Here is a 21,128-nt window from a genome sequence, read left to right as displayed (position 1 = left end):
TAAACTGAAAATCCCCGCAATTGCGGGGATTTTTTGTCAGCATTAGCCAAAAGCTATGCATCCATATTTACATTGGCAAAATAAATATTGCTCTTGCCCTCATGGGATGAGTAGTAACTGATGTAAAGGGTATTACCTTCGAGCACCACACCGGCGTAGCTGGTATCGCCGCCTGAAGGCAGCGTCAGATGTTCAGTCACTTCGCCGCTTTGTCTGTTAATTTCCACCAGCGAGGTACGAATAGCGTTGTCATATAGGCGCACCACGGCAAGGAGTCGGGATTGCCATGAAAACATCACCGGGCCGCCAATGCGGCAACTTAGCTCCCGCCATTGCCAATCGGTATAAGGATAACAAGATGAGCCCAGAAGGCCTGTAAATTCCGGCCCCCATACCGGGTCACGGCGCAGCAGTATCTCGGCTCTGCCGTCTTCAAACAGCAAATCGGCTTCATTGACATAGCCGGATGCGTTCAGCGGCGCAAGCAGGCACTCAAAATCAATACCATTGTCACTGTGATACAGACGCACATCGCCCTCGGGGCCTGCCCTGTAGGCCACGCCATAACAGGCTTGTTGACCATGGGCAGCACTATCTGCACTGTGTTTCTTTAGGCCTGGATTTGAGATTGACTGTAAAGCTGGATTTTGATGTAGAGTGGAAGCTGAATTTGAAGCGGATTGACCATCCTGCCGCACCCGCCACAGCCAGTAGTTACGCTCGGAGACTGTGACGCTGGGCTCACCAAACGCTATGCCCCTGGCTGAATCTCTGCTTTGCCACACCCAGGACTCAAGGCAGTTGTGAGGATCTATGCCCTCACAGCGGTCTACCGCCGCGCCATACACCAAGAGTTTGTCATCATGTGCCAGCAACTTGCCGTCACGCAGATCTTTGCCCGGCATAGAGAGCAATGCTAGCGGATGCCAGTCGTTGCCATCTGCCGAGCTTAAGATCCGCAGGTCCGCTTCATCACTCACATGGGCACTGGCCTCACGAAAGATGCAGTAAAAACGCCCCTGAAAATGGCACAGATCAGTAAAGGCGTTGTGTTCGCCCTTATCCCAGATGCAAGCGACTGATTTAAGTTGCATAGTGCTTTCCTTGCTGGGGTAAATACGTAGAAAAGAATGGCTATCAGTCTGACCTAAAAACAAAAAGGCCGCAAATGCGACCTTTTTAATCAACAGGATAAAGCCTTAAGCCTATCGTCGGCAGAGATTAACTGCGCTGACGGCTGGGCTTCTGACGAGGCTTGCCTGTCGTCGTTTTATGCTTGCGTACTGCACGCTTGATTTTAGCACTGCGCACTTTGGCACGGGCCACACTGTGTTTATCAGCACCCAACAGGCTGCGGGTTTCAGGATCCATACCCGCCAGCTGACGCAGATAGTTCACCTGCTCCAGAGACAGTTCCATCCAACCACCGCGAGGCAGTGTGGTCGGCAGTTCAATCATGCCGTAGCGAACCCGGATCAGGCGGCTGACCTGGATTTCCTGGGATTCCCACAGACGGCGTACTTCACGGTTACGACCTTCACGCAAGCCGACATGCCACCACTGGTTGATACCCTCACCACCAGCTGACTTGATGTAGTCAAACTGGGCCGGGCCATCTTCCAGCATCACGCCGCTGCGCAGACGCTGCACGGCAGCTTCGGTCACTTCACCGAAGGTACGTACTGCGTATTCACGCTCCACTTCGTTGGAAGGGTGCATCAGGCGGTTGGCCAGTTCACCGTCTGAGGTGAACAGCAACAAACCTGAGGTGTTGATGTCCAGACGACCTACCGCAACCCAGCGTGCATCACGCACCTTGGGCAAGCGGTCAAACACGGTTGGACGGCCTTCAGGATCTTTCCGGGAGCAGATTTCCCCTTCAGGTTTGTGATAGGCCAGTACCCGGCACACCAGGTCATCGGCCGATTTCAACGACACGGCGCGGCCATCGATACGCACTTTGGCGTCGGCCTCGACCCGGTCGCCCAGATTGGCGATTTGTCCGTCTACACTAACTCGTCCTGCAGCAATCCATGCCTCCATCTCACGACGGGAGCCATGGCCTGCGCGGGCCAAGACTTTCTGCAATTTTTCACTCATTAGTCGACTCTTCTAACTGCTCTGTCGCCTGCTCCCGGTTGGAGAACAAGGCGGCCAATGACTCAGGATCGGTCAGCGGAGGCAAGTCCGCCAGGGTATCCAGGCCAAAATATGATAAAAACTCCGTGGTGGTGGCATACAGTGCCGGTCTGCCCGCCACCTCTTTATGACCCACTACACGGATCCAATTCCGTTCAATTAACACTTTAATGGTATGGCTGCCCACAGCCACACCGCGAACCTGTTCTACGTCCCCGCGGGTCACCGGCTGCTTATAGGCGATCACCGCCAGCGTCTCCAGTGTCGCCCGGGAATATTTGGGCGCCTTTTCCTGCCACAACACCTGCAGGTAAGGGCTGAGTTCTTCCCGGCTCTGGAAACGATAGCCACCGGCCACTTTCACCAGTTGTACGCCCCGGGGAAGGTAGTCGCGCTGCAGCTCTTCCACTGCCGTGCGGATCCGCTCTCTGGACACGCTGAAAGGTGCCAGCACAGTTTCCCTCATCTCCTTGAGGGTGATGGGTTTGGCCTGCACAAACAAACAGGCTTCAATCAGTTGCTTGAGTTGCTCAGGATTGATCTGCATCAGCGGGCCTTAACGTAAATCATTGCCAGGGGCTCACGCTGGTAAAGCTCCACCAGCAGTTCTTTCACCAGCTCCATCAGCGCCAGAAAGGTCACCACCACACCGGCGCGGCCTTCTGACACAGTAAACAATTTAGTGAATGGCGTGAACGCTTCGCCTTCCAGCATCGCCAGGATCTGACTCATGCGCTCACGGGTTGACAGCGTCTCTCGCTTCACTTCGTGGTGCGCGTATGCTTCAGCCCGTTTCAATACCCCGGCGAAGGCACGGGCCAATTCGCCCAGCGACACATCCGGCGGCAGCAACTGTGGCTTGACGCCGGGTGCCACCTGAGCACTGGCCTGAAACAGATCCCGCTCCAACCGAGGCAGCTCGTCCATGGCCTCTGCCGCATACTTAATTACCTCATAGGCTTTCAGTTGCTTGATAAGCTGAGCTCTGGGATCGAGCTCTTCCTCATCTTCAGTGACCATCTTGGGCAGCAGCAGACGGGATTTGATTTCCGCCAGCGTGGCTGCCATCACCAGATAATCAGCCGCCAGCTCTACCCGGGCATCGGTCAGCAAAGTGATGTATTCCAGGTACTGAGCCGCGATCTGCTGCAGCGGTAAATCCACCACATCCAGCTTTTGCTTGCGGATCAGGTACAGGAGTAAGTCCAATGGACCTTCAAAGGCTTCCAGAAAAACTTCCAGCGCCTCAGGCGGAATGAACAGATCAGCCGGGAGCTCGGAAATCGGCTCGCCGCGTACAACAGCTAAAGGTAAGACTTGTTGTGCGCCCTGCATGAGCTCCCCACGTTTGCCCCAACATCCGGCGGAAACCCGCCAAACGCGCGATTATACCTGCAATTCCACCGCGATAAAAGAAATGCTACGCCCCGTTTACAGAAACGGCGCGAGGTCACCGGCGCCCTGACGCACGATTTCCACTTCGCCCTCGGACAGATCCACCACTGTAGTCGGATTCTCCCCCAGATACCCACCATGCAAAATGGCGTCAACCTGATGCTCCAGCCGATCACGGATCGCTTCCGGATCAGACTCGGTAAATTCCTCGCCGGGCATAATCAAACTGGTCGACAGCATGGGTTCTCCCAGCGCCTGCAGCAATTCACGGGCGATAACATTGTCGGGCACCCGAATCCCAATAGTCTTGCGTTTGTCATTGAGCAGACGCTTGGGCACTTCCTTGGTGCCTTTGAAAATAAAGGTATAAGGCCCGGGCGTGCAGTGCTTGAGCAGGCGAAACGCCTGATTATCCACTCTGGCGTAATTGGACAGCTCAGACAGATCCAGACACATCAGCGTGAAGTTGTGGTCATGCTGAATGTTACGGATACGGGCAATACGCTCCATCGCACCTTTATCGCCAATCATACAACCCAGCGCGTAGCCTGAATCCGTGGGGTACACAATCACCCCGCCATTTTTAAGAATATTGACCGTTTGACTGATCAAACGGGCCTGAGGATTAACCTCATGTACATAGAAAAACTGACTCATGATCGGGTTTCCCACTTGTCTGATTCCCAGACCCAGGACAATCCCTGGGGCCGGTATAAATTCTTGCCCAGCTCGATCCAGCGGCCAGGAAAATGAAAGTCACTGCCAACGGATGCCAGCAAGCCTTTTTGAACACTCAGGGCCGCCATCTGCACTCTGTCATCGGGCGTTTGTTGCCCCATGACCACTTCCATGGCATCGCCGCCAGCTTCTTTAAACTCGCGCAGCAGGCGCTTCAGCCACTTGGCCGACAGCTTGTAAGCGCTCGGGTGTGCCATTACCGCCACCCCGCCGGCATCATGGATGATGTTAATGGCCGTTGGAATATCGGCCCAGTTATTGGGTACATAGCCGGTTTTGCCGCGTGCCAGAAAACGCTTGAACACCGCCATGGCATCCGGCGCATGCCCGGCATCCACCAGAAAACGGGCGAAATGGCCGCGACTGATAGCGGCCTCACCGGCCAGTTCCCGAGCGGCTTCATAGGCGCCTTCAATACCGGCCTTGGCCAGACGCACGCCTATCTCCCGGGCACGCTCCTCCCGCAACCGGCGCTGATTTTCCAGAAAATCCAGCAGCCCCTGGTGATGAATGTCGATATTCAGTCCCACGACATGGATATCGAAATGATTCCAGCGGGTGGAAATCTCGACACCGTTAACCAGTCGCAGGGGCTCGGATTGAGCCAGATTAAATTCATGGGCGGATTGCAAACCATCGACAGTATCGTGGTCGGTAATCGCCAGCATCTGTACCCCTTGTTCCAGGGCTCTTGCCACCAATTCGGCGGGCGTCAGTCTGCCATCAGATGCAGTCGTGTGGCTGTGCAAATCAGCCAGTAAGGTATCAGTTGTCATAAATCGAATTGTACTCTTTTCTTCAAGGAAAAGCGCGAACTTAGCGTAAAGCAAAGCAAGCTCGTTGACCTATGGAGGATTTCCCATGCCATCCCCCCACAAACACCAATTCATGAACTGCAGTTCAGGCTGTGTGCGGCAGCTTGCCCCGGTTGCCGGAACAGTGAAGCCCCGGATTTATCAGCACAAATGAAAAAATCCGGACGCTGGAAGCACATCAATAATTTTGACCGGCATTTTTTGTGAAAAACCCAGTTAGCCCTCAACAATCACCGTTATCGTTAAAAATGAACATTATTCAATTGACAAACATTGCCGGATTGGGTTTTCTATAAGGCATAGACAACAGAGGTAACACCTAAAATGAACAAGCACGCATTCATCATTAACAACTGGTGGTGGCACTATCCAACTTGCGGGTAGTGTGTTGTGCTGCACTCATTTTACTGAGACAGAATTCGACAAAGGCCCGCTCAAAGCGGGCCTTTTTTATACCTGGTTAAATCTGTAAAAAAGTCCCGCAAGGTAGCAGGAATAAGACGCTCAGCCATGCTGACAACAACAGGAAAGACGGATGAAAACCACTGAAAATCAGGGATACACCAAGTTTCCCGATGTTTTTACCCAAAAGCAGGCGATCAGCTATCACAGCGATCCCCTCAGCCTCTACCAGCATTTGTGTCATGACTCGGCCAATACCCTGCTGCTGGAGTCGGCTGAAATTGCCACCAAGGACCATTTAAAAAGTCTGGTGATGACAGATGCAGCCTTGATGATCCGCGCCGATGGTTATCAACTGACCTTCACCGCCCTGACCGGCAATGGCGCAGCCCTGCTTGAGCCTATTGCCAATTATTTCAACAGTAAGGACTTTCCCGGCGCAGCCCATGGCCGCACCGGTGATACGCTGACGGTCACTCTGGTGCGTCCCTCAGGCGTAATGGATGAAGATTCCCGCCTCAAGGCATGCTCGCCACTGGATGGTCTGCGCATGCTGGTCAACGAAATAGGCGGCATCGCAGCATTTGAAGATCTGTTCCTGGGTGGCGTACTGGCCTATGACCTGATCGATACGGTCGAGCCGCTGCCCGCTACCGCGGATGGCGCCAATCACTGCCCTGACTATCTGTTTTATCTGGCTGAAACCCTGCTGCTGATCGATCACCAGCAAGCCAGTGCCCAACTCATTACCCATGCCTTTACCCGTGATGATCTGGTGCTGGGCAAACTGGCGAACCGCACCGCCAACCTCATCAGCCTCGCCAAAGCCCATTGTCCGGCGCAGGCGCTGACACCAGTGGATGCGCAGATGACAGTCAATGTCAGCGATGAAGATTTCTGCCTCCGGGTGAATGAGTTAAAAGAGCACATTGTGGCCGGCGATATTTTTCAGGTGGTGCCATCCCGCCGTTTCAGTTTGCCCTGCCCAAGTCCGATGGGCGCATACCGGGCGCTGCGCGCCAGCAATCCCAGCCCCTATATGTTCTATTTTCGCGGCCCGGACTTCACTTTGTTTGGCGCGTCACCGGAAAGTGCCCTTAAATATGATGCTGGCAGCAATCAGGTGGAGGTCTACCCCATTGCCGGCACCCGTCCCCGTGGCAAAGCGGCTGATGGCAGCATAGATGCCGATCTTGACTCACGTATCGAACTGGAACTGCGTCTGGACAAGAAAGAGCTGTCTGAACATCTGATGCTGGTTGATCTGGCCCGGAATGACATCGCCCGCATCGCCAGTGCCGGCTCCCGCAAAGTGGCTGAGCTGCTTAAGGTCGATCGTTACTCCCATGTGATGCATCTGGTCAGCCGGGTGACCGGCCAGCTGCGCGACGACCTCGATGCCCTGCACGCCTACCAGGCCTGTATGAACATGGGCACCCTGGTTGGCGCCCCAAAAGTGCGCGCCTCCCAGTTGGTGCGCCAATGTGAAGGTGAGCGCCGCGGCAGTTATGGCGGCGCAGTGGGTTATCTCAACGGTCTGGGTGATATGGATACCTGCATCGTCATCCGCAGCGCCTTTGTGGCCGATGGTGTGGCCCACATTCAGGCCGGAGCAGGTGTGGTGTTTGATTCAGTGCCACAACTGGAAGCCGATGAAACCCGCCAAAAGGCCCAGGCCGTGATCAATGCCATTTTGCAGGGAGGTGGCGCATGAAACTGTATCTGCTGGATAACTTCGACTCTTTTACCTACAACCTGGTTGATCAATTCAGAAGCCTGGGCTGTGAAGTGGTGATTTATCGCAACGATATCGATGTGCAGTTTCTGGCGGACAAACTGCTGTCAGAAACTGAGCCGACCGCATTGGTTCTGTCTCCCGGACCGGGAGCCCCCCATGATGCCGGCTGCATGATGGCGCTGCTGGCCAAGGTCGCCGGACAACTGCCGATCCTCGGCATATGCCTGGGGCATCAGGCCATGATCGAGCACTATGGCGGCAAAGTGGGTCGCGCCCCGACCGTGGTGCACGGCAAGGCCAGCAATGTGTTTCACAACGGCAATCCTCTGTTCGATAACCTGCCCTCGCCTTTGCCTGTCGCCCGTTATCACTCACTGGTGGCAACCAGCGTGCCTGAGTGTCTGGAAGTGATTGCCGCCACTGACGCCGCCAACGATGCATTGACCATGGCCATTTGCCACAAACAACATCCTTCAGTGGGCTTTCAGTTTCATCCGGAATCCATCCTGACCACAGCCGGCAGTCGTTTGTTGGTACAGACGCTGGCGTATCTGAAAAGCCGCAGCCAGACGCAAGCCCAAAGCCAGGCACAGGTCCAAATCCAGCCACAGGCCAATCGCCAAACATCGACAGGAGGTCTGTAATGGCTCAATCCCAGCAACGTCTTTTAGAGCAACTGTTTCAGGGACAAAGCCTGTCCCGGGGCGACAGTCAGGCGCTGTTCACCTCGCTGGTGCAGGGTGAGATGACCCAGGCCAATATGGCCGCCATGCTGATTGCCCTCAAAGTGCGCGGTGAAACCATCGATGAGATCACCGGCGCCGCCAGCGCCCTGCGCCATGCTGCCAAACCTTTTCCCAAACCAGCCGGGATAGGTGGCGTGATTGATATCGTGGGCACAGGCGGCGATGGATTCAACACCATCAATATCTCCACCACGGCATCTTTTGTCGCCGCGGCAGCGGGTGCCAAAGTAGCCAAACACGGTAATCGCAGCGTCTCCAGCAAGTCCGGCTCCTCAGATCTGCTGGCCAGATTCGGTATCGATTTGACCATGTCACCCGAGGCCGCTGCCGGTTGCCTTGAGCAGCTTGGGCTGTGCTTTCTGTTTGCGCCCCACTACCACGCGGGGGTTAAACATGCTGTACCTGTGCGTCAGGAACTGAAAACCCGCACCCTGTTCAATATCCTTGGACCGCTTATCAACCCCGCCAGCCCGGATTTTATGCTGCTTGGGGTTTACAGCCAGTCACTGCTGATGCCGATCGCCGAAACCCTGAGCGCTTTAGGGGTCAAACGCGCCATGGTGGTGCATGGCAGCGGTCTGGATGAAATCGCCCTGCACGGCGACACCAGTGTAGTCGAGCTAAACGATGGAAAACTGACAGCATACACCCTGAGCCCAGCGGATTTCGGCGTGCAAGGTGCCACCATCGCCCAGCTGGAAGGCGGTGAGCCTGAGCGGAATGCAGAGATCACCCGCGCGATTTTGCAGGGCCGGGGGCAGACGGCACACAGAGATGCCGTGGCCATCAACGCCGGTGCCGCCCTGTATTTAAGCGGCCTGGCACCTTGCCTGAAAACCGGCACCGAGCAGGCACTGGCGGTACTGCAAAGCGGCAAAGGCTGGACCTTGCTGCAGCAACTGGCCAACGCCGGCAACGCTCTGGATAAAAAAGTACCGGCAAACCCAACAACGGCTCAGGAGAAGCAAGCATGAGCAATGTGTTAACCAAAATTGTGGACACCAAAGCGGCGCACATCGACTCGCTCAAACAGCGCTTTGGTGAGCAACTGACGCCCCAGGTGTCACAGCGCAGCCTGTATGACGCGCTGGCCACACCGGAAGCCGGTTTTATTCTGGAATGCAAAAAGGCCAGCCCCTCCAAAGGGCTTATCCGTGCCGATTTTGATATTGAGCAGATAGCCGCAGTCTATCGCCGTCATGCCAGCGCCATTTCAGTGCTGACCGATGAAGCCTTCTTTCAGGGCGATATGGCCTATATCCCCAAAGTGAAGGCGCTGGTACACCAGCCCATACTGTGCAAGGACTTCTTCGTCAGCCCCTATCAGGTGCAGCTGGCGGCGCATCAGGGCGCCGATGCCATTTTACTGATGCTGTCAGTGCTGGACGATTGCCAGTACCGGCTGCTGGCCAAAGAGGCAGCCAGATACCAACTGGATATCCTCACCGAAGTCAGCAATGAAGAAGAGCTGATGCGAGCCATCGCCCTTGAGGCACGCATCATCGGCATCAACAACCGTAACCTGCGGGATTTGAGTACAAATCTGGCGATGACAGAGCAGCTGGCACCGCTTATTCCCGCCGGCACTCTGGTGATCAGCGAATCCGGCATTTACACCCACCAGGATGTGCGCCGCTTAAGTCCACTGGTTGCCGGCTTTTTGGTGGGCAGTTCACTGATGGCACAGGATGATCTGGATCTCGCCTGTCGCCAGCTTATCCGTGGAAAACACAAAGTCTGTGGCCTTACCCGGGCTCAAGATATGCAGGCCGCCGCTCAGGCAGGCGCCGTGTACGGCGGCATGATTTTCGCCGAGCACTCCAAACGCAAACTGACACTTGATGAAGCCAATGCGCTGGCCGATGCCAACCGCAGTGCGCAGCAAAAGCTGCAGCTTGTGGGGGTGTTCGTCAACCAAGCGCCTGAGCTGATTGCCCAGTATGCCAAGGCGCTTGGCCTTAGCGCTGTGCAGCTGCATGGTCAGGAAACCGCTGATGACATTCGCCGGCTTCGCCCGTTGCTGCCAGCAGACACCGCCATCTGGAAAGCCATCGCCGTGGATGTAAGGGCGGGTATCAACGCCGACATCAATGATGAACTGATCGCCGCCGTTGACCGGCTGCTGTATGACAGCAAAGGCGAGCTGGGTTTTGGCGGCAGTGGGGAAGCCTTTAACTGGCAGCAGCCACTGCCGCGCAAGTCATCGGCCATGCTGGCCGGAGGGCTGAATCCAAACAACGCCCAGGCCGCCGACAAGGCCGGCTTTCTGGCCCTGGACTTTAACTCAGGGCTGGAACTGAGCCCGGGTATCAAACAAACCGAATTAATCGAGCTGGCATTCAGCCGCCTCAGACAATATTAAACAGAAGGAAGTAACATGAGCCATTTCAAACTGGATGCCTATTTTGGCGACTACGGCGGCGCCTTTGTACCGCAAATCCTGATGCCGGCGCTGGTGCAGCTGGAGCAGGCCTTTATCGATGCCATGGCGGATGACAGCTTCAAGGCCGAATTTGTCGATTTGCTGAAAAACTATGCCGGTCGCCCCACCGCCCTCACTCTGACCCGCAATCTGAGCCCCAATCCGCTGGCGAAGATTTACCTCAAGCGCGAAGATTTACTGCACGGCGGCGCCCACAAGACCAATCAGGTACTGGGTCAGGCACTGCTGGCCAAGCGCATGGGCAAAAAAGAGATCATCGCAGAAACCGGTGCCGGTCAGCATGGTGTGGCCACCGCATTGGCCTGCGCTCTGCTGGGCCTCAAGTGCCGCGTCTATATGGGTGCCAAGGATGTGGAACGTCAGTCTCCCAATGTGTTTCGTATGAAGCTGATGGGCGCCGAGGTGATCCCGGTGCACTCAGGCTCGGCGACGCTGAAAGATGCCTGTAACGAAGCGCTGCGAGACTGGTCAGGAAGCTACGACAGCGCCCATTACCTGCTGGGTACGGCTGCAGGTCCTCATCCTTTCCCGACGATAGTGCGCGAATTTCAGAAAGTGATCGGCGAAGAAACCAAAAAGCAGATCCTGGAAAAAGAAGGTCGCCTGCCCGATGCGGTGATCGCCTGCGTTGGCGGCGGCTCCAACGCCATTGGCATGTTTGCTGACTTTATCGATGAGGCATCTGTTCAGCTGATTGGTGTTGAGCCTGCGGGTAAAGGCATAGATACCGATATGCACGGCGCGCCGCTGCACCATGGCAAGACCGGCATATTCTTCGGCATGAAAGCACCGCTGATGCAGGATGAAGATGGTCAGATTGAGGAGTCTTACTCCATCTCTGCCGGTCTGGATTTCCCCTCCGTTGGCCCGCAGCACGCGTATCTGCACGCTACTGGCCGTGCTCAATATGGCTCAGCCACTGACGATGAAGCCCTGGCAGCCTTCCAGCTGCTGGCCCGCAGCGAAGGAATTATCCCGGCATTGGAATCGGCCCACGCGTTGGCCTATGCCATTGAGCTTGCCAAGCAGGCAACCAAAGAAACCTTGCTGGTCGTCAACCTGTCCGGCCGGGGAGATAAAGACATCTTCACTGTGTCCGACATTCTGGCCGAGCAGGCCAAGTCAAACCAAGACGCGCAATAAGCCGGACAGGAGCAGCATATGACACGTTATCAAACGACTTTTGACCGCCTGAGCGCTGATAAGCGCGGCGCCTTTGTGCCTTTTGTGACCCTGGGCGATCCCGGCCCTGAGCTGTCACTGGCGATTATCGATACTTTGGTTGAGCATGGCGCCGATGCACTGGAGCTGGGCTTCCCCTTCTCCGACCCACTGGCCGACGGCCCGGTCATTCAGGGCGCCAATCTGCGTGCGCTGGCCGCCAAAACCACGCCGGCGACCTGCTTTAACATGATCGCCAAAGTGCGCGCCAAGCACCCGCAGTTGCCCATCGGCCTGCTGGTTTACGCCAATCTGGTGTATGCCAATGGCGTGGATACCTTCTATGCCAAAGCCCGGGATGCCGGAGTGGATTCAGTATTGATTGCCGATGTACCGGTGGAAGAAGCCGCGCCTTTTATCGCCTCCGCCAAAGCCCATGGTATAGCACCTATTTTTATTGCACCGCCTAACGCAAACAGCGACACCCTCAAGCGGGTCAGTGAGGCTGGCAGCGGCTATACCTATCTGCTGTCCCGCGCCGGTGTGACCGGCACTGACGCCAAAGCCGGTATGCCGGTGGAGCAGGTGCTCAGCGCGCTGAAAGCGTTCAACGCCCCGCCACCCCTGCTGGGCTTTGGGATCAGCGCTCCAGAGCAGGTACGGGCCGCTATTGACGCAGGCGCGGCCGGCGCCATCTCAGGCTCAGCTGTGGTAAAAATCATTGAGCAACACCTGCATGAACCCGAGGTGATGTTGGCCAAACTGGCAGACTTTACCGCAGCGATGAAAGCCGCCAGCTAACGCTGAACTGCCCGCAGGTGACAAATGTCAGCCGGTTCGTGAGAAGCTGACAGTGTTACAGCAGTATTAAAAACAAAAGGAAGGTCACTGACCTTCCTTTTTGCTTTTTCCTTTCCCTTTCCAATATCAGCTATCAGCTTGATATCGGCGCGATCTGTTTATATCGGCAACTTGGCTTATCCTGTCTATACCGCATCCCGAAGCAGGCCGAAACACTCAGCCATAATCTCTATGCCCTGTTTGAGCTGCGCATCGGATACAGTCAAAGGCACCAGTACCCGCAGCACGTTGCCGTAGGTGCCGCAGGACAGCAGGATAAGTCCGCGCTCACGGGCCAACCTCAGCATGGCGGCGCAATACTCGGGTTTGGCCACACCATCTTCAATCAACTCGATGGCGATCATCGCCCCCAATCCCCGCACATCAGCGATAAAGCTGTGCTGCTGCGCCATCGCATTAAAGGCTGATTTCAGGGTGTCACCAATGGCATTGGCTTTGGCGAGCAGGTTTTCCTGCTCAAAGACTTCCATCACCGCCAGCGCCGCCGCACAGGCCAGTGGATTGCCGCCATAAGTCCCGCCCAGACCACCCGGTCCAATGGCGTCCATCACCTCAGCTCGGCCGGTAATGCCCGACAGCGGGAACCCACCGGCAATGGATTTGGCAAAGGTGGTGATATCGGCAGCCACCCCCATCTGCTCCATAGCGAAGAAAGTACCGGTACGACCAGCGCCGGTTTGCACTTCATCGGCGATCAGCATGATGCCTTCGCGATCGCACAGCTCGCGCAGGCGTTTCATAAAGGCCGGCGATGCGGCATAAAATCCGCCCTCGCCCTGCACCGGCTCAAGGATGATGGCGGCGATATCAGCAGGCTCGGCATCATTTTTAAAGATGCGCTCAATCGATGCCATGGCATCATCATCGCTCACCCCGTGCAGCGCGCAGGGATACTCGGCGCGAAACACATTGGCCTGCATCAGTCCCATGCCTTTGCTGTAGGGCGCGACTTTACCGGTCAGCGCCAGTGCCGCCATGGTGCGCCCATGATAGCCGGAGGTAAATGCAATCACCCCGGCGCGTTTGGTGTAGGCGCGGGCGACTTTGATGGCGTTTTCCACCGCCTCAGAGCCACTGGTAAACAGCGCTGATTTTTTGGCAAAGTCACCGGGCACCAGTGCATTGACCTTTTCACACACTTCTACATAGCTTTCATAACCCAGCACCATAAAACAGGTGTGGGAAAATTTGTCCAGCTGCTCAGTGACCGCCTGTTTGACTTTGGGGTGCAGGTGCCCGGTATTGAGCACCGCAATGCCGCCGGCAAAGTCGATATACTCGCGGCCTTCCACATCCCATACGCTGGCGTTGTCGGCGCGCTCAGTAAACACCGGGTGGATCTGGCCAACACCATTAGCCACCGCCGCCGCCCGACGGGCCATCATAGCTTCATTGGTCTTGCTCATACTGACTCCCTTCAGGCCGGTTACACCGACAAACAGATATATTTGATTTCCACATATTCATCCATGCCGTATTTGGAACCTTCGCGGCCCAGACCAGATGACTTCATGCCACCAAAAGGCGCCACTTCAGTAGAGATAAGCCCGGTGTTTACCCCGACCATGCCATATTCCAGTGCTTCGGCCACTTTCCAAACCAGCGAAATATCGCGGCCATAGAAATAGGCGGCAAGACCAAACTCAGTATCATTGGCCTGACGGATGACATCATCCACATCGGTAAAGCGGAACAGCGGCGCCAGCGGGCCAAAGGTTTCCTCTCTGGCGACTTTCATACTGGCGGTGACATTGGTGAGAATGGCTGGTTCGATAAAATTACCGCCCAGATGGGTACCACCGGCCACCAGCGTCGCGCCTTTATCCAGCGCATCCTGCAGATGGCTCTGCACCTTTTCCAGTGCCGCCTGATTAATAAGCGGCCCGGTGGTAACCCCCGGTTCAGTCCCGTTACCCACGGTCAGTTTGCTCATGGCCGTGGCCAGCCTGGCCGCAAAGGCGTCATATACCTCATCCTGCACATAGATACGATTGGCACACACGCAGGTTTGTCCGGCATTACGGAACTTGGAGATCATGGCGCCTTCGACCGCAGCGTCCAGATCGGCATCGTTAAACACAATAAAAGGTGCGTTACCGCCCAGCTCCAGCGACAACTTCTTCAATGTCGGCGCACACTGCTGCATCAGCTTAATTCCCACACCGGTAGAGCCGGTGAAAGACAGTTTGCGCACCACAGGGTTGTCGCACAGCTCGTTACCGATGGCGATGGCATCGCCGGTGATCACACTGAATACGCCTGCTGGAATTCCCGCCTGCTGGGCCAGCTCCGCCAGCGCCAATGCCGTAAACGGCGTCTGCGGCGCGGGCTTGACTATCATGGTGCAACCCGCAGCCAGTGCAGGCCCGGCTTTGCGGGTGATCATGGCCGCCGGGAAGTTCCAGGGCGTAATGGCAGCCGTCACACCAACCGGCTGTTTAATCACCATGATGCGTTTGTCAGCCTGATGACCGGGAATGGTATCGCCGTAGATACGTTTGGCCTCTTCGGCAAACCATTCGATAAAGGAAGCGGCGTATGCCACCTCACCTTTGGCTTCCGCCAGCGGCTTGCCCTGCTCTGTGGTCATCAGCAGCGCGAGATCATCGACGTTTTCCATTATCAACTCAAACCAGCGGCGCAATTTCGCGCCGCGCTCTTTGGCCGTCAGCGCCCGCCATCCGGGCAATGCCGCCTGCGCCGCTTCAATCGCCTCACGGGTCTCTTCACGTCCCATAACCGGCACACCGGCAATCGCCTGACCGGTCGCAGGGTTGACTATCACCTCCCGCTCACCGCTGATGGCATCACACCACTGACCGTCGATAAAGCACTGAGTTTTCAACAGAGATGGACATTTTAGCTGCACAACTGACTCCTTTTTTCCGGGCGGAAACCGCAATCTCCGCCGCTGATTCATTAGATCCCCAATTTATCCCGCACTGTGTAATACCAGGCGCCCAGCGCACTGAAAGGCACTCTCAGGGCATGGCCGCCGGGGAAGGGATAATGGGGCAACGAGGCAAATGCATCGAAGCGTTTCGCCTGACCTGACAGGACTTCTGCAATCAATTTACCTGCCAAATGGGTGTAGGTCACCCCATGTCCACTGCATCCCTGGGAATAATAGATATTTTTACCTATCCGCCCAACCTGAGGCAGACGCGACAGGGTCAGCAGGAAATTGCCGGTCCAGGTGTAATCGATTCTGATGTCTTTAAGCTGAGGGAAGGTTTTCAGCATCTTGGGCAGGATGATGGACTTTATGTCATCGGGATCGCGCGCGCCGTACACCACGCCACCGCCATAGATCAGCCGCTTGTCACCGGACAGGCGGAAATAATCCAGCAGATAGTTACAATCCTCAACACAGTAATCCTGTGGCAGCAGGCTGTGGGCCAGCTCGGCATCCAAAGGCTCGGTGGTGATCACCTGAGTACCGCAGGGCATGGACTTGGCCATCAGTTGCGGCATCAACCTGCCCAGATAGGCATTGCCCGCTACCACCACAAAACGCGCTTTCACTTCACCATGGGCGGTTTTGACAACGGCAGGCTCACCTTCGATAACATCCAGCACGGCGGAATCTTCGAAGATTTTGCCCCCCAGACTCTCCACCGCCCGGGCTTCGCCCAACGCCAGATTCAGGGGATGAATGTGGCCGCCGCTTCTATCCAGCATGCCACCGACATAACGTTCAGTATTCACTACAGCGCGAATACCGGTTTCATCCAACATCTCCAGTTGATTGATATGACCGTGGGCTTCCCATAATGCCTTTTGAGCACGCAGATGACCCATCTGTTTTTGATTGAGGGCAGCAAACACGCCACCGTTTTTCAAATCACAGTCGATATGATATTTCTCAATCCGCTCGCGGATAATGCGCCCGCCTTCAAAGGCCATTTCACCGAACAGCCTGGCGGTGTCCTTGCCCACGGTTTTCTCGATGACATCGATATCACGGCTGTAACTGTTGACTATCTGTCCACCATTGCGACCCGAAGCGCCCCAGCCAATGCGGGCGGCTTCCAATACCACCACTGAAAATCCACTTTCCAGCAAATGCAGTGCCGAAGATAATCCGGTGTAGCCCGCGCCAATCACACAGACATCCGCCTCGAGTTGTTCTTCAAGTCGGGGACGCTGAACTTTGTCATTGGCGGAGGCGGCGTAATAGGATTCGGCATGTGTCATTGCAACCATCTGTCACCCTTCCCTTGTGTTCATTATTTTAAACAACGGATTCATGCTACACGTTCAAATAGGGAAACTCCAGCGTAAAGCCGTCAAAATCTAATACATTTGTTAAATTTATAAAACAACAACGGTCGCCGCAGCGACCGTTGTGTTAAGTGTGCTTTGCTTATTCCATGGCGGCTTTAGCCTTTTTCTCCGAACGCCTTGCAAAGTACCAGGACAGAAAGGCCAGCAAGGACACAGCCAGAATAATCAGGGTCGCCAGCGCGTTGATTTTCGGTGACACCCCCAGACGCACCGAGGAAAACACCACCATAGGCAAAGTAGTGGCGCCCGGGCCAGAGGCAAAGCTGGCGATCACCAGATCATCCAGCGATAGACTGAAGGACAATAGCCAACCCGCCGTCAATGCCGGCGTGATCATTGGCACTGTGATGGTGAAGAAGGTCTTGAGTGGCGTTGCGCCCAAATCCATGGCCGCTTCTTCAATCGACATGTCCAGTTCCCGCAGGCGGGATGAGACCACCACAGCCACGTAGGCGGCACAGAAGGTTGAGTGAGCCAGCCAGATGGTCAGGCGCCCGCGCTCGGTCGGCCAACCAATCAAATCAGCCATATGCACAAACAGCAACAACAACGACAGACCTGTGATGACCTCAGGCATGACCAGCGGCGCGGTGATCATATTGGACAGTGACAACTTGGCCCAGCTGCGACGAAAACGGGTCATCACAAATGCTGCCATGGTGCCCAGCACCACCGCCATGGAGGCGGACAGAAACGCAATCTCCAGACTGGTCCAGACGGCATCAAGAATTTGCTGATCCTGCATCAGCTCGCCATACCATTTGGTGGAAAAGCCCCCCCACACGGTCACCAGCTTGGAGGCGTTGAAAGAGTAAAAGATCAGGATGAACATCGGGGCATATAAAAAGATGAGCCCCACCCACAGCATCACGGTAGAAAAACTCAGCTTTTTCATGCTTCTTTCTCCAAATCTTTGGCCTGATAACGATGGAACAGGGTGATGGGGATAATCAGCAATGCCAGCATCACAATCGCCAGCGCTGAGGCCACCGGCCAGTCACGGTTGTTGAAGAATTCCTGCCACAGCACTTTACCTATCATGAGTGAATCAGGCCCACCGAGCAGTTCGGGGATCACAAATTCACCTACAGCCGGAATGAACACCAGCATGGAACCTGCTATCACCCCGCCCTTGGACAGCGGCAAAGTAATCTTCCAGAAGGTGTTGAGGCTGCGGGAACCCAGATCTGCGGCGGCCTCCAGCAGACTCATGTCCATTTTCACCAGATTGGCGTACAGCGGCAGCACCATAAATGGCAGATAGGCGTACACAATGCCGATATACACGGCTATGTTGGTGTTCATGATTTTCAGCGGTTCGCTGATCACCCCCAGCCACAACAGCACATTGTTGATAAGACCGGTATCTGCCAGCAACCCCATCCAGGCGTACACCCGGATAAGGAATGAGGTCCAGGAAGGCAGCATCACCAACAGCAGCAGCACTGTCTGCATCTTGGCCGGTGCCCGGGCGATGGCGTAGGCCATGGGATAACCCAAAAGCAAACAGCCCAGGGTCGAGAAGAAGGCGATTTTCAGCGAGCCCAGATAGGCGGTGTAATACAGGGCATCATCCAGCAGCAACAAGTAGTTGCCCAGATTCAATGCCACATTGAGGATTTCATCCGCATAAGTGAACGTCGGTTCGTAGGGCGGAATCGCAATGGCGGCCGTCGAGAAGCTGATTTTCAGTACAATGGCAAACGGCAGCATGAAGAACAGGGTTAGCCACAGAAACGGAAAACCCAGCGTGAAGTGCCGGCCTTTAATGGCCAGACGAAAACCCTTTTTTGGTTTGCTCATCATGTTCTTAACACCACGCCACTGGTGTCCTCCCAACTGATAAACACTTCATCATCCCAGGTTGCATGGTCGGCACGACGCTCGCGGTTGGTCATACTGCACTGCACCAGCTGGCCGTTTTCCAGACGGATGTAATACACAGAGATACCGCCCAGATAGGCGATGTCATGGACTATGCCCTTGGCCCAGTTGTACTGACCTTCAGGCTGTTCACGGCTGATCAGGGTCTTTTCCGGGCGTACCGCCAGCCATACCCGCATATCATCAACACTGGTGGATACGCCGTGACCAACGTAGAAAGGTTGGCTCAGCCCCGGTGCCCTGATGATGACGTGATCCACTTCATCGTCGGTGATCTCGCCTTCAAACAGATTTACACTGCCAATAAATTCAGCAATCATGCGGCTGTTGGGGCTTTCATAGATGTCCATGGGGGAGCCGGTCTGGGCAATCCAGCCATCACTCATGATAGCGATACGCCCGGCCATGGTCATGGCTTCTTCCTGATCGTGGGTCACCATCACACAGGTCACCCCGACTCTTTCCAGGATCTCCACCACTTCCAGCTGCATCTGGGTGCGCAACTTTTTATCCAATGCGCCCATGGGCTCATCCAGCAGCAGCAATTTCGGTCGCTTGGCCAGGGAGCGGGCCAGTGCCACACGCTGACGTTGACCACCGGATAACTGATGCGGTTTGCGGTTGGCGTATTGTTCCATATGCACCAGCTTGAGCATGTCCTGCACCCGCTGGGTAATCTCGGCCTTAGGCAGCTTGTCCTGCTTCAGGCCAAAGGCAATATTCTGCGCCACTGTCATGTGAGGAAACAGGGCATAGGACTGAAACATCATATTGATTGGACGTTCATAAGGCGGAAGGTCGGTAATATCCTGACCATCAAGGAAAATACGTCCATTTGAAGGCCGCTCAAAGCCGGCCAGCATGCGCAACAGGGTAGACTTGCCTGAGCCTGAGCCGCCCAGCAGTGCAAATATCTCCCCTTTATTGATGGTCAGTGACACATCGTCAACTGCACGCACATCATCAAACAACTTACTTACACGCTCAATCCTGAGCAACACTTCTTCCTGCGTCTTTGTCGTTGGTTTATTGGTGACGCCAGAGGTCATAGGCATAATACTTCTCCACGCCAATCTGCTCACTGAACAACACATCCGGAACAGCGTTTGGCTTTGCAATAAATGTCAAACGGGGCGGCGAATGCCGCCCCGTTTGCCGGTTACTGACCAGATTTCACTTTGGTCCAGATACGCGTCATGGCACGCTGGGTTTTCATTGGGCGTGCCTGACCCAGATACAGCTTGGCGAGAGTTTCTTCAGAGGGGTACACGGCCGGATTCTTGGCGACGGTTTCATCCAGCAGCTCATAGGCACCGTCGTTGGCATTGGCATAAGCCACATAATTACTGATGGAAGCGATCACATCCGGACGCATCAGGTAGTTGATAAAGACATGAGCGTTATTGGCGTTGGCGGCATCGCTGGGGATGGCCATCATGTCAAACCACAAAGGCGCACCTTCTTTGGGAATGCGGTAATCGACTTTCTGACCATTCCCGGCTTCTTCGGCGCGGGCCTGAGCCTGCAACACGTCACCGGACCAACCTACAGCGACACAGATTTCGCCATTGGCCAGATCAGAGATGTAACGTGATGAGTGGAAATACTTGATATAAGGACGGACTTTCAGCAGTACTTCACCGGCCTTTTCATAGTCGGCAGGATCGACGCTGTCAGGATTCATCCCCAGATAGTTGAGTACCGGCGGCAGAATTTCATCGGGCGAGTCCAGCATGGCGATGCCACACTTGGCCAACTTTTCGGCATTGGCAGGATTAAATACCAGATCCCAGGAATCAACCGGTGCATCTTCACCCAGCACTTCCTTCACTTTATCGACATTGTAGCCAATACCTGTGGTGCCCCACAGATAAGGCACTGCGTGCTCGTTACCCGGATCGTTCTTTTGCAGCTGCGTCATCAAATCCTTGTTCAGGTATTTGGCGTTGGGCAGTTTGGACTGATCCAGCTTCTGGAAAGCCCCGGCTTTAATCTGCTTGCCCAGGAAGTGCGCTGAAGGCACGACCAAATCGTAACCACTGCGCCCTGAAAGCAACTTGGCCTCCAGTACCTCATTGGTATCAAATACGTCATATACCACACGAATACCGGTTTCCTTCTGGAAGTTGTCGAGTGTGTCTTCGGCAATATAATCAGACCAGTTGTACACACGTACCACTTCTTCAGCGGCAACAGCAGTGCTGCCGATGATGCCGGCAGTGACCAATGCCAGAGTGGTCATTTTTTGTAGTAACTTCATGCTATCTCCTTTTGCAGGTAGTCGTGACGTCAGCGCAGTCACTTTGATTGTGTCACCGGTTCTGCCGGCTATTAGTGTTATTGTTAAGACCAATGCTACAACCAGTACAACTGCATCGGCAGCAGACAACAGCATCCCAATCATGCCCTCAAATATCGCAACGGGCAATTTCCAATTTATTAATTTTCCATCCTGATTTATATAACATTTTTACCCCGACTCGAGGTTGGCTTAAGGCCCGGGTCACAGCGTTGGCAAA

The 21,128-nt window shown here is 55.2% G+C and carries 19 protein-coding genes; 6 read left to right on the top strand and 13 right to left on the bottom strand.

Annotated elements, in window-relative coordinates; translation table 11 throughout:
• Window positions 1–53: 53 nt before the first annotated feature.
• The 6 genes from ACRRUX_RS08695 to rnm all read right to left on the bottom strand — a co-directional run bounded on the left by ACRRUX_RS08695 (window position 54) and on the right by rnm (window position 5,048).
• Window positions 54–1,094, bottom strand: coding sequence for an exo-alpha-sialidase (locus tag ACRRUX_RS08695; RefSeq protein WP_432529247.1), 1,041 nt, complete (start codon window positions 1,092–1,094; stop codon window positions 54–56).
• 127 nt (window positions 1,095–1,221) lie between these two features.
• Window positions 1,222–2,100, bottom strand: coding sequence for a 23S rRNA pseudouridine(2605) synthase RluB (gene rluB, locus ACRRUX_RS08690; protein WP_432529245.1), 879 nt, complete (start codon window positions 2,098–2,100; stop codon window positions 1,222–1,224).
• A complete protein-coding gene (scpB, locus tag ACRRUX_RS08685) occupies window positions 2,093–2,686 on the bottom strand; it encodes an SMC-Scp complex subunit ScpB (RefSeq protein WP_432529243.1) in 594 nt (197 codons plus the stop codon). Before scpB ends, rluB begins: the two co-directional genes overlap by 8 nt.
• Complete coding sequence (locus ACRRUX_RS08680) at window positions 2,686–3,474, bottom strand: segregation and condensation protein A (RefSeq protein WP_432529241.1); 789 nt, start codon at window positions 3,472–3,474, stop codon at window positions 2,686–2,688. The genes scpB and ACRRUX_RS08680 overlap by 1 nt, the downstream gene beginning before the upstream one ends.
• 96 nt (window positions 3,475–3,570) lie before the next feature.
• Complete coding sequence (locus ACRRUX_RS08675; protein WP_432529239.1) at window positions 3,571–4,191, bottom strand: L-threonylcarbamoyladenylate synthase; 621 nt, start codon at window positions 4,189–4,191, stop codon at window positions 3,571–3,573.
• Window positions 4,188–5,048, bottom strand: a complete 861-nt coding sequence (rnm, locus tag ACRRUX_RS08670; protein ID WP_432529237.1) for an RNase RNM — start codon at window positions 5,046–5,048, stop codon at window positions 4,188–4,190. The genes ACRRUX_RS08675 and rnm overlap by 4 nt, the downstream gene beginning before the upstream one ends.
• 574 nt (window positions 5,049–5,622) lie before the next feature.
• On the opposite strand from rnm, the gene ACRRUX_RS08665 reads away from it, so the two are divergent.
• From ACRRUX_RS08665 to trpA, 6 genes are read left to right on the top strand one after another with little or no spacing between them, the layout of a single operon-like run.
• A complete protein-coding gene (locus ACRRUX_RS08665; protein ID WP_432529235.1) occupies window positions 5,623–7,203 on the top strand; it encodes an anthranilate synthase component 1 in 1,581 nt (526 codons plus the stop codon).
• Window positions 7,200–7,871 (top strand): aminodeoxychorismate/anthranilate synthase component II, encoded by a 672-nt coding sequence (locus ACRRUX_RS08660; protein WP_432529233.1) that lies wholly within the window; start codon window positions 7,200–7,202, stop codon window positions 7,869–7,871. The genes ACRRUX_RS08665 and ACRRUX_RS08660 overlap by 4 nt, the downstream gene beginning before the upstream one ends.
• On the top strand, window positions 7,871–8,947 hold the full coding sequence (trpD, locus tag ACRRUX_RS08655; RefSeq protein ID WP_432529231.1) for an anthranilate phosphoribosyltransferase: 1,077 nt from the start codon (window positions 7,871–7,873) through the stop codon (window positions 8,945–8,947). Before ACRRUX_RS08660 ends, trpD begins: the two co-directional genes overlap by 1 nt.
• Window positions 8,944–10,335, top strand: a complete 1,392-nt coding sequence (gene trpCF, locus ACRRUX_RS08650; protein WP_432529229.1) for a bifunctional indole-3-glycerol-phosphate synthase TrpC/phosphoribosylanthranilate isomerase TrpF — start codon at window positions 8,944–8,946, stop codon at window positions 10,333–10,335. Before trpD ends, trpCF begins: the two co-directional genes overlap by 4 nt.
• 15 nt (window positions 10,336–10,350) lie before the next feature.
• Window positions 10,351–11,559 (top strand): tryptophan synthase subunit beta, encoded by a 1,209-nt coding sequence (gene trpB, locus ACRRUX_RS08645; RefSeq protein ID WP_432529227.1) that lies wholly within the window; start codon window positions 10,351–10,353, stop codon window positions 11,557–11,559.
• Window positions 11,560–11,577: 18 nt separating this feature from the next.
• Complete coding sequence (trpA, locus tag ACRRUX_RS08640) at window positions 11,578–12,378, top strand: tryptophan synthase subunit alpha (protein ID WP_432529225.1); 801 nt, start codon at window positions 11,578–11,580, stop codon at window positions 12,376–12,378.
• Between the two features lie 185 nt (window positions 12,379–12,563).
• Here the strand turns inward: trpA and gabT are convergent, their stop codons facing one another.
• The 7 genes from gabT to ACRRUX_RS08605 form a co-directional block, all read right to left on the bottom strand.
• Window positions 12,564–13,844, bottom strand: coding sequence for a 4-aminobutyrate--2-oxoglutarate transaminase (gene gabT, locus ACRRUX_RS08635; protein WP_432529222.1), 1,281 nt, complete (start codon window positions 13,842–13,844; stop codon window positions 12,564–12,566).
• Window positions 13,845–13,864: 20 nt separating this feature from the next.
• Window positions 13,865–15,307: an NADP-dependent succinate-semialdehyde dehydrogenase gene (gene gabD, locus ACRRUX_RS08630; protein WP_432529220.1), complete on the bottom strand. Its 1,443-nt coding sequence runs from the start codon at window positions 15,305–15,307 to the stop codon at window positions 13,865–13,867.
• 50 nt (window positions 15,308–15,357) lie between these two features.
• Window positions 15,358–16,644 (bottom strand): NAD(P)/FAD-dependent oxidoreductase, encoded by a 1,287-nt coding sequence (locus ACRRUX_RS08625; RefSeq protein ID WP_432529218.1) that lies wholly within the window; start codon window positions 16,642–16,644, stop codon window positions 15,358–15,360.
• Window positions 16,645–16,804: 160 nt separating this feature from the next.
• Window positions 16,805–17,620 (bottom strand): ABC transporter permease subunit, encoded by an 816-nt coding sequence (locus tag ACRRUX_RS08620; RefSeq protein ID WP_432529216.1) that lies wholly within the window; start codon window positions 17,618–17,620, stop codon window positions 16,805–16,807.
• A complete protein-coding gene (locus tag ACRRUX_RS08615) occupies window positions 17,617–18,528 on the bottom strand; it encodes an ABC transporter permease subunit (protein ID WP_432529398.1) in 912 nt (303 codons plus the stop codon). Before ACRRUX_RS08615 ends, ACRRUX_RS08620 begins: the two co-directional genes overlap by 4 nt.
• On the bottom strand, window positions 18,528–19,664 hold the full coding sequence (potA, locus tag ACRRUX_RS08610) for a polyamine ABC transporter ATP-binding protein (RefSeq protein ID WP_432529214.1): 1,137 nt from the start codon (window positions 19,662–19,664) through the stop codon (window positions 18,528–18,530). Before potA ends, ACRRUX_RS08615 begins: the two co-directional genes overlap by 1 nt.
• A gap of 104 nt (window positions 19,665–19,768) precedes the next feature.
• Complete coding sequence (locus tag ACRRUX_RS08605; protein ID WP_432529212.1) at window positions 19,769–20,869, bottom strand: polyamine ABC transporter substrate-binding protein; 1,101 nt, start codon at window positions 20,867–20,869, stop codon at window positions 19,769–19,771.
• Window positions 20,870–21,128: the final 259 nt, after the last annotated feature.

Source organism: Shewanella sp. GXUN23E (assembly GCF_050865035.1).
GTDB lineage: Bacteria > Pseudomonadota > Gammaproteobacteria > Enterobacterales > Shewanellaceae > Shewanella.
Note: the sequence above shows the minus strand (reverse complement) of the source record. Positions and strands in the feature narration are given on the sequence as shown.